11 protein-coding genes and 3 pseudogenes are annotated in these 12,936 nt (G+C 69.9%); 7 read left to right on the top strand and 7 right to left on the bottom strand.

The genetic code is table 11. From position 1 onward, the window contains the following. Positions 1 to 6: 6 nt before the first annotated feature. A complete protein-coding gene (locus FHX81_RS30965; protein ID WP_141981876.1) occupies positions 7 to 1,185 on the bottom strand; it encodes an FAD-dependent oxidoreductase in 1,179 nt (392 codons plus the stop codon). Between the two features lie 75 nt (positions 1,186 to 1,260). On the opposite strand from FHX81_RS30965, the gene FHX81_RS30960 reads away from it, so the two are divergent. Beyond that, positions 1,261 to 1,851, top strand: coding sequence for a TetR/AcrR family transcriptional regulator (locus tag FHX81_RS30960; protein ID WP_246108052.1), 591 nt, complete (start codon positions 1,261 to 1,263; stop codon positions 1,849 to 1,851). A gap of 360 nt (positions 1,852 to 2,211) precedes the next feature. On the opposite strand, the gene FHX81_RS30955 is transcribed toward FHX81_RS30960, so the two are convergent. Beyond that, positions 2,212 to 2,679 (bottom strand): SRPBCC family protein, encoded by a 468-nt coding sequence (locus FHX81_RS30955; protein WP_141981872.1) that lies wholly within the window; start codon positions 2,677 to 2,679, stop codon positions 2,212 to 2,214. Between the two features lie 6 nt (positions 2,680 to 2,685). Between FHX81_RS30955 and FHX81_RS30950 the strand changes: the two genes are divergently transcribed. Then, entirely contained in the window at positions 2,686 to 3,036 is a 351-nt protein-coding gene (locus FHX81_RS30950) for a hypothetical protein (protein ID WP_141981869.1), read from the top strand. A gap of 7 nt (positions 3,037 to 3,043) precedes the next feature. On the opposite strand, the gene uvrA is transcribed toward FHX81_RS30950, so the two are convergent. Continuing rightward, entirely contained in the window at positions 3,044 to 5,917 is a 2,874-nt protein-coding gene (gene uvrA, locus FHX81_RS30945) for an excinuclease ABC subunit UvrA (protein ID WP_141981867.1), read from the bottom strand. 230 nt (positions 5,918 to 6,147) lie between these two features. On the opposite strand from uvrA, the gene FHX81_RS30940 reads away from it, so the two are divergent. Next, positions 6,148 to 6,939, top strand: a complete 792-nt coding sequence (locus tag FHX81_RS30940) for a maleylpyruvate isomerase family mycothiol-dependent enzyme (RefSeq protein ID WP_141981865.1) — start codon at positions 6,148 to 6,150, stop codon at positions 6,937 to 6,939. 101 nt (positions 6,940 to 7,040) lie between these two features. Here the strand turns inward: FHX81_RS30940 and FHX81_RS30935 are convergent. Further along, positions 7,041 to 7,979, bottom strand: a pseudogene (locus FHX81_RS30935) (acyltransferase family protein); the annotation flags it as partial. Positions 7,980 to 8,107: 128 nt separating this feature from the next. Here FHX81_RS30935 and FHX81_RS30930 point away from each other — a divergent pair. The 3 genes and pseudogenes from FHX81_RS30930 (at position 8,108) to FHX81_RS42230 (ending at position 9,973) form a co-directional block, all read left to right on the top strand. Further along, on the top strand, positions 8,108 to 8,785 hold the full coding sequence (locus FHX81_RS30930; protein WP_141981863.1) for an MBL fold metallo-hydrolase: 678 nt from the start codon (positions 8,108 to 8,110) through the stop codon (positions 8,783 to 8,785). After that, positions 8,764 to 9,057 (top strand): annotated as a pseudogene (locus FHX81_RS43060) (restriction system modified-DNA reader domain-containing protein); the annotation flags it as partial. The gene FHX81_RS30930 and the pseudogene FHX81_RS43060, both read left to right, overlap by 22 nt. 247 nt (positions 9,058 to 9,304) lie before the next feature. Beyond that, on the top strand, positions 9,305 to 9,973 hold the full coding sequence (locus FHX81_RS42230) for a CBS domain-containing protein (RefSeq protein WP_246108051.1): 669 nt from the start codon (positions 9,305 to 9,307) through the stop codon (positions 9,971 to 9,973). A 99-nt stretch (positions 9,974 to 10,072) separates the two neighbouring features. On the opposite strand, the gene FHX81_RS30920 is transcribed toward FHX81_RS42230, so the two are convergent. Beyond that, positions 10,073 to 11,275, bottom strand: a complete 1,203-nt coding sequence (locus tag FHX81_RS30920; protein WP_170232232.1) for an ATP-binding protein — start codon at positions 11,273 to 11,275, stop codon at positions 10,073 to 10,075. 198 nt (positions 11,276 to 11,473) lie between these two features. On the opposite strand from FHX81_RS30920, the pseudogene FHX81_RS30915 reads away from it, so the two are divergent. Continuing rightward, a pseudogene (locus FHX81_RS30915) lies at positions 11,474 to 11,659 on the top strand (MBL fold metallo-hydrolase); the annotation flags it as partial. 93 nt (positions 11,660 to 11,752) lie between these two features. Here the strand turns inward: FHX81_RS30915 and FHX81_RS30910 are convergent. Both FHX81_RS30910 and FHX81_RS30905 read right to left on the bottom strand, forming a co-directional pair. Beyond that, on the bottom strand, positions 11,753 to 12,028 hold the full coding sequence (locus tag FHX81_RS30910; protein ID WP_141981858.1) for a hypothetical protein: 276 nt from the start codon (positions 12,026 to 12,028) through the stop codon (positions 11,753 to 11,755). A gap of 96 nt (positions 12,029 to 12,124) precedes the next feature. Next, positions 12,125 to 12,913 (bottom strand): class I SAM-dependent methyltransferase, encoded by a 789-nt coding sequence (locus tag FHX81_RS30905; RefSeq protein WP_141981856.1) that lies wholly within the window; start codon positions 12,911 to 12,913, stop codon positions 12,125 to 12,127. Positions 12,914 to 12,936 lie beyond the last annotated feature (23 nt).

The following is a 12,936-nucleotide window of genomic DNA, read 5'->3' as shown; positions in this document are numbered from 1 at the left end:
CGGCGGTCAGTCGAGGCCGTGGTCGCGGAACGCCGCTCGCTTGAGCGGTGGCACGGCCTCGAACAGCCGCAGCACCGACTTGAACGCCACCCGGCCGAGCGCGTTGCCCGACACGAACTGCCGCGCGCTGCGCAACGACGCCGTCACCGCCGCGAACCCGTACTCCCGCATCCGCCGCTCGTAGTCCGCGACGGCGTCCAGCGGTTCCCGCTCCACGAGGTTGCGGCACAACGTCATCGCGTCCCGCAAGGCGGTGTTCGCCCCGATCCCGCGCATCGGCGTCATGCTGTGGATCGCGTCGCCGAGCAGCGTGACGGTGGTCGCGGGCCACGGGTCGACCGGCACGGACGTGCGGATCGGCCACCGCGACACCGCGCCGTGCGGCGACTCGCGCACCACCCGCAGCAGGTCCGGGTGCCAGCCCGCGACGGCGTCGGCCACCACGTCGCGCGGCGGACGGCCCGGCGGCAGCACCAGGCCGTCCGCCGCGTAGGCCCACATCAGGTAGCCGTCGTCGGCCGACTCGTGCGGCGCGAGGAACATCCCGGCCGCCGCGCGCGGGATCACCGAGTGGGCGTGCGCCAGGAGTTCCGGCGGCAGCCAGGCGCGGGTGCGCGGGGTCAGCGGCAGCCTGCCCGCGACGGCGGTGATGCCGGTGTCGACCCGCTCGGCGTGCGGCAGGTACTGGGCCCGCACCGCCGAGTTCGCGCCGTCCGCGCCCACCAGCACGTCGCACCGGGTGCTCGTGCCGTCGGCGAAGTGGACCGTGACGCCACCGTCCACGTGCTCGTAGCGGGTGAACCGCCGACCGAACCGCACCACGTCGTCCAGGCCGGTCAGCAGCACCTCCCGCAGCGTGATCCGGCTGACCGAGTGGTGGGCGCGCGACGGTTCGGCGGCCGGGTTGTCCACGGTGAGCAACCGGCGCAGCCGCTCGTCCACGAACCCGAACCCGTCACCGCCGCGCCCGGACGTGGCGACGAACCGCTCCCACAGCTCCGGCGGCAGGCACTCGTGCAGCGCCCGTGCCCCGACCGGGCTGATGTGCAGCCGATACCCCTGCAACCGGTCGGTCGGCGTCACGTCCCGTTCGTGCACCGACACGCTCACCCCGTTCCGCGTCAAGCCCTGGGCCAGGCACAACCCGCCCACACCGCCACCGACAACCGCCACGTGAAGACTCATGCGGACCACTATCATCCGCTTGTTTGATTAAGTCAACCAGCCAGTTGATACGGGGTGATCGGCTACCGTGGGCCCGTGCCCCGCCGCTCCCCCGACCCCGCCGAACGCAAGCGCGACCCCGAGCGCACCAAAGCCCGGATACTCGACGCGGCGACGGTCGAGTTCGGCGCGAAGGGCTACGCGGCCGCCCGGGTGAGCGCCATCGCCGACCGGGCGGGCGTGAACAAGCAGCTGATCTCGTACTACTTCGGCGGCAAGGAAGGCCTCTACCGGGAGCTGGCGGGACGCTGGCACCAGCAGGGCGGGCAACTCGCCGAAGGTCCGCTGGCCGAGGTCGTGCGCGGGTTCGTGCTGTCCACGCGGGAGCGGCGCGACTGGGCGCGGTTGATGGTGTGGGAGAACGTCTCGGGCGACGACACACCGGACGAGGGCGACGGGGAGTTCCTGCGCGCCCAGGTCGACGCGCTGCGGGCACGGCAGGAAGCCGGCGAAGTCCCTGCCGACCTCGACCCGGAGTGCCTGCTGCTCGCCCTGACCGCAGCGGCGAGCGCGACCCTGTTCATGCCGAAGATGGCCCGCCGCATCACCGGACAGGACCCGACGTCCGACGAGTTCGCCGAGCACTACGCCGACCAACTGGCCCGCCTCGTCCGCCACCTCACCTGACCACCACCCCGCTACACCGCCCGTAATCCCGCCACACCGCCCGTCGCCACACCGCCCGCCATCCGTCACCACAGCCCAGCACCCGCCCACCACCACCACCACCACCACAGCCGGAACCCCACCCGCCACCACCGCCGGCGATCACTGCCCGCGATCACCGCCCGCCGCCACTGGCGTCTCCCGCCTCAGCGGCTCACCACCGCCCGCCCCGCACCCCTCGGCCGGCCAAGGCCCCAGCGTCTGCGGCCGGTCGCCCACCGCCGAGGCCCGGGCATCCGCGACCTCTACCCGCCACCGCCACCCGGCTCGCCTGTCCACCACCCTGGCTGGCTTGCCCGCGACCTCCGGCCGGCGCCTCGACTACTCGTTCCCCGACGCCGCCTGAAACCCCGCCAGGTAGGCGCGCAATCCTCGCTGGCCACTGCGCATCATCAACTCGTGGTTCGCCTTGAGCAGCGGCCGGCCGAGCAGGGCCAGTCGACGCAGCAGCGGCTTGCGCACCACCACCTCCTGGTCGTAGACCAGCCGCGACCCGGCATCCTCACCGAAGATGCGCCAGCTCACCGTGCCGTCCAAGTCCCCGACCAGGTCGGCGCGCAGCAACCCCGCCTCGGGCTCCCGGGCGTTGTGGTGCGCCTGGAACACCAGCTCGTAGGGCAGCACCGACCGGCACCGCAGCTCGGCCGCCTGCTCGGCGACCTGCCGAGCGTCACGCACCTCACGCCACCAGCTCGGGTAACTCCCCAAGTCCGCGAGCACCTCGAACGCCCGCTCGGGCGGGCAGTCCACCGACCAGACGCTGCGGAAGCGGTATGAGTTCAGCGGCATACGACCATGGTCACGCACACCGGCCGCGGCCGCGACCAGCCGCAGGCACCGGGTCTCGCCATTCCAGCCGCGCTCGACCGCCCCGGAGGCCGTCACGCCTTTGTGACCGTGATCGACCGCTCCGGCCGACCGCTCTCCGGCCGACCGGCTGCGGGTGACCGGCTGCGGGTGATTGCGTCTGCTTCGGCGGTGGCTGACGGCGACTGGTCGGTATGGCGCGGCGGGGGTTTGGGTGCGGTCGGCGGCGATCGGGCCGGGGTTGGCATGGTGATGTGCCTGGCCGTGCGCCTCCTTCATTTCCGGCAACGCATTCCGCGTTTCCATTCATACCCGGGAGGCCGTCACGCCTTGGGGTGATCTTGGGTCAGCCGGCGACCGCTTCGGTGGGCAGGACCTGTCGCAGGAACTGGCCGGTGTAGCTGTCGGAGACTTCGGCGACCTGTTCCGGTGTGCCCTCGGCGACCACCGTGCCGCCGCCCGAGCCGCCCTCCGGACCCATGTCGACCAGCCAGTCCGACGTCTTGATCACGTCGAGGTTGTGCTCGATCACGATCACCGTGTTGCCCTTGTCGACCAGACCGTTGATCACGCCGAGCAGCTTGCGGATGTCCTCGAAGTGCAGGCCCGTGGTCGGCTCGTCCAGGATGTACACCGTCTTGCCGGTGGACCGCTTCTGCAGCTCCGCCGCCAGCTTCACCCGCTGCGCCTCACCACCGGACAACGTGGGCGCGGGCTGGCCCAGGCGCACGTAACCCAGGCCGACGTCGACCAACGTGCGCAGGTGCCGGTGGATCGCGTTGATCGGCTCGAAGAACGTCGCCGCCTCCTCGATCGGCATGTCGAGGACCTCGGAGATCGTCTTGCCCTTGTAGTGCACTTCCAGCGTCTCGCGGTTGTACCGCGCGCCCTTGCACACCTCGCACGGGACGTAGACGTCCGGCAGGAAGTTCATCTCGATCTTGATCGTGCCGTCGCCCGCGCACGCCTCGCAGCGCCCGCCCTTGACGTTGAACGAGAACCGCCCCGGCTGGTAGCCGCGCACCTTCGCCTCGGTGGTGGCCGCGAACAGCTTGCGGATGTGGTCGAACACACCGGTGTAGGTGGCCGGGTTGGACCGGGGCGTGCGGCCGATCGGCGACTGGTCGACCTGCACCAGCTTGTCGACCTGGTCGAGCCCGCGCACCCGCGTGTGCCTGCCCGGTACCTGCCGCGCGCCGTTGAGCTTGTTCGCCAGCACGGTCGCCAGGATGTCGTTGACGAGCGTGGACTTGCCGGAACCGGACACGCCGGTGACCGAGACCAGGCAGCCGAGCGGGAAGGACACGTCGATGCCGCGCAGGTTGTGCTCCCGCGCGCCGACCACGGTGAGCTGCCGCTTCTTGTCGACCTTGCGGCGGGCGGCGGGCATGGCGATCTCCTTGCGCCCCGCCAGGTAGGCGCCGGTGATCGACTCCTTGTTCTTCAGCAGCTCCTTGTACGGGCCGCTGTGCACGACCTTGCCGCCGTGCTCGCCCGCGCCGGGGCCGATGTCGACCACCCAGTCGGACGTGCGGATGGTGTCCTCGTCGTGCTCGACCACGATCAGCGTGTTGCCGAGGTCGCGCAGCCGGGTCAACGTCTCGATCAGCTTGTGGTTGTCACGCTGGTGCAACCCGATCGAGGGCTCGTCGAGCACGTAGAGCACACCGACCAGGCCGGACCCGATCTGCGTGGCCAACCTGATCCGCTGAGCTTCTCCACCCGAAAGTGTGCCGGACGCGCGGTCCAGTGACAGGTAGTTGAGGCCCACGTCGAGCAGGAAGTGCAGCCGGGCCTGGATCTCCTTGAGCACCGCGCCCGCGATCATCGACTCGCGCTTGCCCAGCTTGAGCCCGTCGAGGAACTCGGAGCACTCGGCGACCGACATCGCGCACACCTCGGCGATGGACTTGTCGCCCTTGCGGCCGTGGTGCAGCGTCACGGCCAGGATCTCCGGCTTGAGGCGGGTGCCCTGGCACGTGGGGCACGGCACCTCCCGCATGTAGCCCTCGTACTTCTCCCGCATGTACTCGGACTCGGTCTGCTCCTGCCGCCGTTCCAGGAACGGGATCACGCCCTCGAAGTTGGCGTAGTAGGAGCGCTCACGGCCGTAGCGGTTCTTGTAGCGGACGTTGACCTGCTCGTCGACGCCGTGCAGCACCGCCTTCTGCGCCTTGGCGGGCAGTTGGCGCCACGGGGTGTCCATCCGGAACCCGATGGCGAGGCCGAGCGACTCGAGCAGCCGGGTGAAGTACTCGGCGGTCTGCCCGGACGCCCACGGCGCGATCGCGCCCTCGGCCAGCGACAGCTCGTCGTCCGGCACGACCAGCTCCGGGTCGACCTCCTTGCGCACGCCGATGCCGGTGCAGGCCGGGCACGCGCCGTAGGGCGAGTTGAACGAGAACGACCGCGGCTCCAGGTCCTCGATCGCCAGCGGGTGGCCGTTCGGGCAGGCCAGGTTCTCGGAGAAGCCGCGCACCCGGCCCGGGTCGCCTTCCGGGACGTCCACGAACTCCAGCTCGACCAGGCCGTCGGCCAGCCGCAGCGCGGTCTCCACCGAGTCGGTCAGCCGCTGCTTGGCGCTCGCCTTCACGCTCAGCCGGTCGATCACGACCGCGATGTCGTGCTTCTCCTGCTTCTTCAGCTTGGGCACCTCGCCGAGGGCGTGCACGACGCCGTCGACCTTGGCCCGCGAGTAGCCCTGGGACTGGAGGGTGGAGAACAGGTCGAGGTACTCGCCCTTGCGGCCGCGGATGACCGGCGCGAGCACCTGGAACTTGGTGCCCGGCTCCATGGCCAGCACCTGGTCCACGATCTGCTGGGGGGTCTGCTTGCTGATCGCCTCGCCGCACTTCGGGCAGTGCGCCTTGCCGGCGCGCGCGTACAGCAGCCGCAGGTAGTCGTAGACCTCGGTGATGGTGCCGACGGTCGAGCGCGGGTTGCGGCTGGTGGACTTCTGGTCGATCGACACGGCGGGCGAGAGGCCCTCGATGAAGTCGACGTCCGGCTTGTCCATCTGGCCGAGGAACTGCCGCGCGTACGCCGACAGCGATTCGACGTAGCGGCGCTGGCCCTCGGCGAAGATCGTGTCGAAGGCGAGGCTGGACTTGCCCGAGCCGGACAGCCCGGTGAACACGATGAGGCTGTCCCTCGGCAGGTCGAGGTCCACCCCTCGCAGGTTGTGCTCGCGCGCCCCGCGAACGACAAGCCGGTCGGCCACAACGGTTCCCTTCGGTTTTTGACCTTCCCCCGAACAGACGTTCGAAAAGCGTATCGGACCACTGCGTCGGCCCTGTCGGGGAGGGCGACCACCATGCTAGGGGCGGGCACCGACAATTCGTGACGGGCACAGTCCCACGATCGTGCGCCAACGGCTCTACCGGTCGGTAGTGAACGCCCCTACGCTGGGGTGATAGGCCGTTCGGCCGCAAACGCCGGGATGAGGTGCCCATGAGCTTCGCTGATGCCGCCCAGGTCCGATCCGCCCAGACGAGCGTACCCGCGCCCCGCGAGCAGTCGGCCGCGGTCCAGGACGCGGTCGCCGGGCTCGCCGAGGTCGAACGGGCGACGCGGGCGTTGTACGAGGTCGTCGGCGGCCTCGACCTGCCCTCTTTGCGGGGTCCGAGCCTGCTTCCCGGGTGGAGCCGGGCGCACGTGGTGACGCACCTCGCACGCAACGCCGACGCCCTGGTGAACCTGCTCACGTGGGCCAAGACGGGGGTCGAGCACCCGATGTACCCGAGCATGGCCGACCGCGACGCGGACATCGCGGAGGGCGCGGGCCGGCTGCCGCAGTTGCTGCGGGCGGACCTGGACGCGGCGTGCCAGCGGTTCGCCGCGTTCGCCCGCGACCTGCCGCCCTCGGCGTGGGAGGCGGAGGTGGCGCACCCGAAGGCGGGGCCGTTCCTGGCGCACCGGGTGCCGTGGCTGCGGCTGCGGGAGGTGTGGTTCCACCTGGTCGACCTGGACGGTGGTGTCGGGTTCGACGACCTGCCACCGGAGCTGCTGGAGCACTTCCTGGAGGACGCCGTGGGCCAGTTCGCGGACCGGCCCGACGTGCCGGACGCGCGGGTGGCGGCGGTGTTCCCGGACGGTCGTCAGCGCAGTTGGGGGCTGACCGCGGACAGCGCCACGTCGCCCGCGGTGAGCGGCGCGGCGGCCGACGTGCTGGGGTGGTTGACCGGCCGCCACAGCGGTGCCCGGCTGAACGGGACGGCGCCGACGCTGCCCAGGTGGCTCTGAGCCGCGTGCAGGCGGGCGGTGAGCAGCAGGCCGGCCACGGTCGGCCGGCTGGCCGTGAGGGCGCGGTGCGCCGGGCGTTCGACGAACGCGGTGAGCAGCCAGCCGAGGACGATGGCCGAGCCGGTGAAGGCCGCCAGCTCGAGCCACGGTCCGCCGTGGGGTGCGACCCGGGCCATCACCAGGTAGCCGAGTTCCTGGTGGACCAGGTAGACGCCGTAGGAGATGCCCGCGAGCCACCGGATGGGCCGGGAGAGCAGGCGGACGGGGGCGACGTCCCAGTCCCGGCCGCCCGCCGCGGCGCACACGGCGATCAGCAGGACGCCGAACCCGACCGTCGACGGCAGGTCCGCGGTGTGCCAGGCCTGGGCCAGCAGGGCGGTCGTGAGCAGGGCGAACAGGTGCCGGTCGCCGAGCCGGCCCCTGGACCAGAGCCAGATGGCGATGCCGATGGCGAACAGCTGGGCGCGAGGCGCGCCGACGCCGTTGTAGAGGGTGTTGAACAGGCCTTGGGGGATCGCCCAGTCCTTGACGACCACGGGCACGACCACGAGGGTCCACAGCAGCGCCTTCACCGAGCGGCCGCGGAGGCGTGAGGCGAGCAGTGCGCCCGCGAGGAAGCCCGTGACCTGGATCGGGAGCGTCCAGTGGGAGGCGTCGACCAGGCGTGCGTCGGGGAACCAGCTCTGCAGCATGAGGACGTTCACGAGCAGGTCGCGCGAGGTGAGCTCGCTCCAGCCGTCCGGCGCGAGGTGACGCAGGACGGCGTAGGTGCCCAGGACCGCCACCAGGTAGGGCGGCAGCAGGCGGGCGAGGCGGTTGCGCAGGAAGCGGGCCGGTTCGCCCTTGGACAGGGAGACGCAGGCGAAGAAGGCGGAGATCACCACCAGGGTGCTGGCGCCGAACTCCAGGCCGAAGACGAAGTGCGGCCGGTCGAGTTCCGGGTGGTTGGCGGGTCCGACGCGGGTGGCGTGCTGGAGGAGCACGCACAGCACGGCGAGGAGGCGCAGGACGTCCCAGTTGATCCGGCGTTTGGTAGGCACGAGGTGGAAGAACCCTAATCAGGTGACATCGGACGAGCGGCGGTGAGGCGTTACGGGCCGGTAGCCAACCCTAGGGGGTCGACCTGCGGGCGACTTGAAGGGTGTCCGGTCGGATACGGTCGGCCATTGTGGACGTACTAGAGGACTACACGGGTCATGTATCGCCGGGCGGCCCTGCGGCACGGCGCACCCTCGACGCGCTGACCATCACGAAGGTCTCGGTGGGACCGATGGACAACAACGCGTACCTGCTGGTCTGCCGTGCGACGAACGAGGGTCTGCTGATCGACGCGGCGGCCGACCCCGAACGGCTGTCGGACGTGGTCGGCCACTCGGTGGACCGGCCGAGGCTGAAGACCGTGGTGACCACCCACCGCCACCAGGACCACTGGGGGGCTCTCGGCGCGGTCGCGGGCGCGAACGGCTCGAACACCATCGCGCACGCCGCGGACGCCGAGGTCCTGCCGATCCCGCCGGACGTCCTGGTCGGGCACGGTGACACGGTGCACGTCGGCGAAGTCCCCCTGACGGTGATCCACCTGCGCGGCCACACCCCCGGCTCGATCGCCCTGCTGTACCGCGACCCGGCCGGCCACCCCCACCTGTTCACCGGGGACTCGCTGTTCCCCGGTGGGGTGGGACGGACTACGTCGCCGGAGGACTTCACGTCCCTGTTCAACGACGTGAAGTCGCGGATCTTCGACGTGCTGCCGGACGACACCTGGTTCTACCCCGGTCACGGGGATGACTCCACGCTCGGAGCGGAGCGTCCCAAGCTTGACGAGTGGAGGGGACGCGGTTGGTGAGCTCACAGATTCCGGAACACCGCCGCGAGAGCGTCCGCGATCTCCTCGGTGCCGAACTGATCCGCGCGGGTGACCGGTTGCGGTTCGCCCGACCGAGAGCAGGCGAAGAGCACGTCGCCACGGTCTCGCCAGAAGGGCGCATCGTCCTGACGGGTGGCGCCGAGTACGACACCCCGTCGGACGCCGCGAGAGCAGTCACCGGAACACAGATCAATGGTTGGATCGTGTGGCGCACCGACGCAAACCGGACCTTGGCGTCTCTGCGCAACGAACTGCGTGACACCACGACGGGCACCGCCCACCCAGACACGCCACACCAGTACCTCAGCGAAGTCAGAGAACAGCTGGGAGAAGGCGAGGAGGTCTCGGTCACGGTCCGCGAACTGCTCAGGCACTGGAACGCGCGGAGCCGCGGAACCCGCATCACCCGACGTATCGAGAAGGACCTCACGAGTCAAGGGCTACGGACATTGACTCAAGGTCGGCAACCTGCCGTCCGCGCTTGGCGGGGTCATCGCCGTGACGCGGGAGAGCACCATCGAGCAGGCGATCACGCTGATGCAGATCGACGACTTCTCCCAGTTGGCCGTCATGTCTCCCAACAAGCGCAACCTGTCCGGGGCAGTCACCTGGAAGTCGATTGCCGTCGCACGGCACATCAATCCGAGCGCAACACTGCGAGATTGCATCATCGACGCCCCGGAGATCTCCTACAACCAGGAACTCGTGGACGTTCTGGGTGTTCTGCAAAGCGCAGGATTCGTCTTCGTTCGCAACGAGTTGAACGAAGTCAGCGGCATCGTGACGGCGGCCGACCTTGCGCACGCCTACGGCGACATGGCAACACCCTTCTTCCTGATCGGAGAACTGGACCGACTACTGCGCCACGTGGTGAGCAGTCATGTCCCTCTTTCGGATGTCGTGACCTTGTGCGACCCTTCGGGATCTCGCGATATCAAGTCGTTCGACCAATTGACAATGGGCGATTACGAACGCACCCTGCAGAACCCGGATGCATGGACCCGGTTGAACACCAAGCTGGATCGGACCCTCTTCTGCAAACGCCTGGAAATAATCCGGGACATCCGCAACGACATTATGCACTTCAATCCGGAAGATATCCCGTCGAACACTGTCGACATACTCCGCAACCTCTTGCGCATGATACGACTCAATATGCCCATCTGACCGCAGCAACAACCGCCGAGATCACTGTCAAAATATTGTTGATGCCGCTAGGTTCCCGGTCGACCCGTCGGGTGCGGGCACGACGGGTCGACCAGGCGGTCAGACGTCCGACCGCCACAGGGCAGAGACCGGAACGGCCCAGATCCGGTCGCCCAGCGGCAGCACTTGCGATCCGGCGTGGATTACCAGACCTGTCGTGAACCGGCTCCCCAACTTGTCCCGCAACATCACCAGGTGCTTGGCATGCCGAGCAGTCGGCGTGCTGGTCAGCTTGATTTCCAAGCCAGCCAGCTCACCAGACCTGCGGTCCTCCACGATGAGGTCCACCTCGGCCCCGTCACGGTCACGGAAGTACGACAGGTCCACGCTCCGCTCGCTCCACGTGGCCTGCTTGAAGACCTCGGTGATCACGAACGTCTCGAACAGCGCACCTGCCGCAGTCCCATTGGCGGTCAGTGAGAACGCCTGCTCGCCGAGACCGCAGAGATCCGCCGCGAGACCCGTGTCCACGACAACGACCTTCGGGCGACGCTTCGCCCTGTTCGTGATGTTGGTTGACCACGCGGGCAGCAAGGTCACCAGGTGGAGAGCCTCCAGCAGGGTTACGTAGTTCGACGCGGTCTCACGGCCGACCTCGGCGTCGCCGGCAACTCCGGCGACAACCAGCTCCTGACCGGTGCGAGCGGCCAGTAGACGCAGCAGCTTCCGCAGCTCGGCCTCCAACCGGACCTCGGCGATCGGGCGAAGCGCCTCTCTCGACACGACGTCGTGCACGTACGCCTCGAACCAGTTCCGGCGCTGACGTCCGGCAAGCCCTTCGGTGACGATCTCGGGGTACCCGCCCTCCAACAACGTGCTGATCAACTCCGCACGCGGCAACGGCTCGAACCGACCCGGCCACCGGGTCGACTCGAACAGCAGGTCCAGGAAGGTCTCCCGCACTCCCAGCCGCTCCCCCATCGACAACGGCCAGAGCAGCAGCCTGCCGGCGCGGCCTGCCAAGGTCTCCGAGAGGCCCTTGTCGGCCAGGTAGTTGGTCGACCCGGTCAACAGCAGTTGACCTCGCGCGCGGTCGCGGTCGGCCGCCTGCTTCACCGCGAGCAGGAAACCGCGGCCGGCACGCTGGAACTCGTCAACCGCCGCCGGTCGCGGCAAGGCGTCCACGAAACCGACCGGATCGTCCTCCGCACGGGCGAGCACGGCCTCGTCGTCGAAGCTGAACCACGCGTGGCCAGGCAGGTCGAGCAACTCGCGCGCCAGCGTCGTCTTCCCGGTCTGCCGCGCGCCGCCGAGGAGGACCACGCGGAACGAAGCTAGTAGCTCGGTCACCCTTGCCGCTGCGTTGCGCTGTACGAGAGCACTCACAGGGCGACTCTAACCGACAAAACGCGGTCTTCCTAATGGGCAAAACGCGCCACACCTGGGCCTTACTCTGCCGAACCGCTTGCCGGCAGTGGTGGCGCTGACACCGACCAGAACGACTGTTCGCGGAGAATCCCGCTGTTCCCGGGAGGGGTGGGCGGGACCACGTCGCCCGACACGTTCAGTTCCTTGATCGACGACGTGGAGGCGCGGATCTTCGCCGAACTGCCGGACGACACCCGGGTGTACCCGGGTCACGGGGACGACACCACTCTGGGGAGTGAACGTCCACACCTGTCCGAGTGGCGCGAGCGCGGCTGGTGAGCACGGCGCCGGTGCCGACACCCGACGCTGCCGGCACCAGCGCCTCACCCGGTGGGCGACGTCCGGCGGCTGGGTGGGACCGGAGACCCGTGATCAGCCGACGACCGTCACGAAGCCCTCGGTCCACGCGTCCTCGTCGACCACGTGCCGGACGACCGTGAAGCAGTCCGGCTCGTCGGCGAAGCCCGGTGTCGTCCTGGCCCGCTCGATCCGTTCGCGGGCGCGGGCCCCGGTCGAGTAGACGCCCGGGATCTTCAGGTCGTCGCCGTCTTCCTCGTCCCACCGCAGCTCGCCGGTCCCGTCGACGTGCTCGACCGAGCCGTCGAGGTTCCGGGCGTGCCGCACGTGCCACAGGATGTAGACCTCCACCCCCGGGAACCCAGCGGGTCGGCCGGCGCCCGAACGGATTTCGGGGCCGGGTCCACGCCGGCCGCCGGTCCCGCACCGGCCCGGGCCGGTCGTGGGTCAGGCGGTGGGTCCGGTGCCGGTCAGCACGGTGACGTGGACGTGCTCGGTGAACGGCGCGTGCGGCTCGAGGGCGCGGCGGATCCGGTCGGCGAAGGTGGGGCGGTCCGCGGGGAGCCGGTCGGCGGGCAGGGCCGACAGGACACCGCCCACGACCGACTCGACGTCCAGCGTGTCGGTGTAGTCGACGCCGTGCACGTCGACCCGGAACCCGGCGTCCGCCAGGCTCCGGCGGTAGCGCGACCGGCTCTCCTCGTCGGTGCCGCACGCCCCGCCGGCCGGTGCGCCCAGCCACTCCTCCAGGAACGCGCGCAACGCCCGCGACCAGTCCGCGTCCTGGAGCCACAACGGCGTGCCGTTGGTCAGCACCGCCACCCCGCCACCCGGCCTGACCAGCGAGGACGCCTCGCGGAACAGGTCGTCGTGCCGCATCCAGTGCAACGCCTGGCCGATCGTCACCGCGCCGACCGACCCGTCGCCGAGCGCGGCGCGCAACGCGGGCACGTCCGCGTCCGTCCCGACGACCCACGACACGTTCGCCACCCCGCGCTCCGCGGCGGCACGCCGACCGTGCGCGAGCATGTCCGGCTCCGGGTCGACGCCGACCACGGCGCGGACCCGGGTCGCGAGCGGGACGGTCACCTGGCCCGTGCCGCAGCCGAGGTCCACCGCCACGTCGTCCGGGGTCAGCCCGAACACGTCCACCACCACGTCGAGCGCCTCCGGCGGGTAGCCGCGCCGGTAGCGGTGGTAGTAGTCGGCGACGTCACCCCGGAATCCCAGTGCCATGGCCCCAGGGTGCCCGGGGCCCC

This window comes from Saccharothrix saharensis, from assembly GCF_006716745.1.
Classification (GTDB): domain Bacteria; phylum Actinomycetota; class Actinomycetes; order Mycobacteriales; family Pseudonocardiaceae; genus Actinosynnema; species Actinosynnema saharense.
The sequence above is the reverse complement of the archived record's forward strand: the minus strand, read 5'-3'. Positions and strand labels throughout refer to the sequence as shown.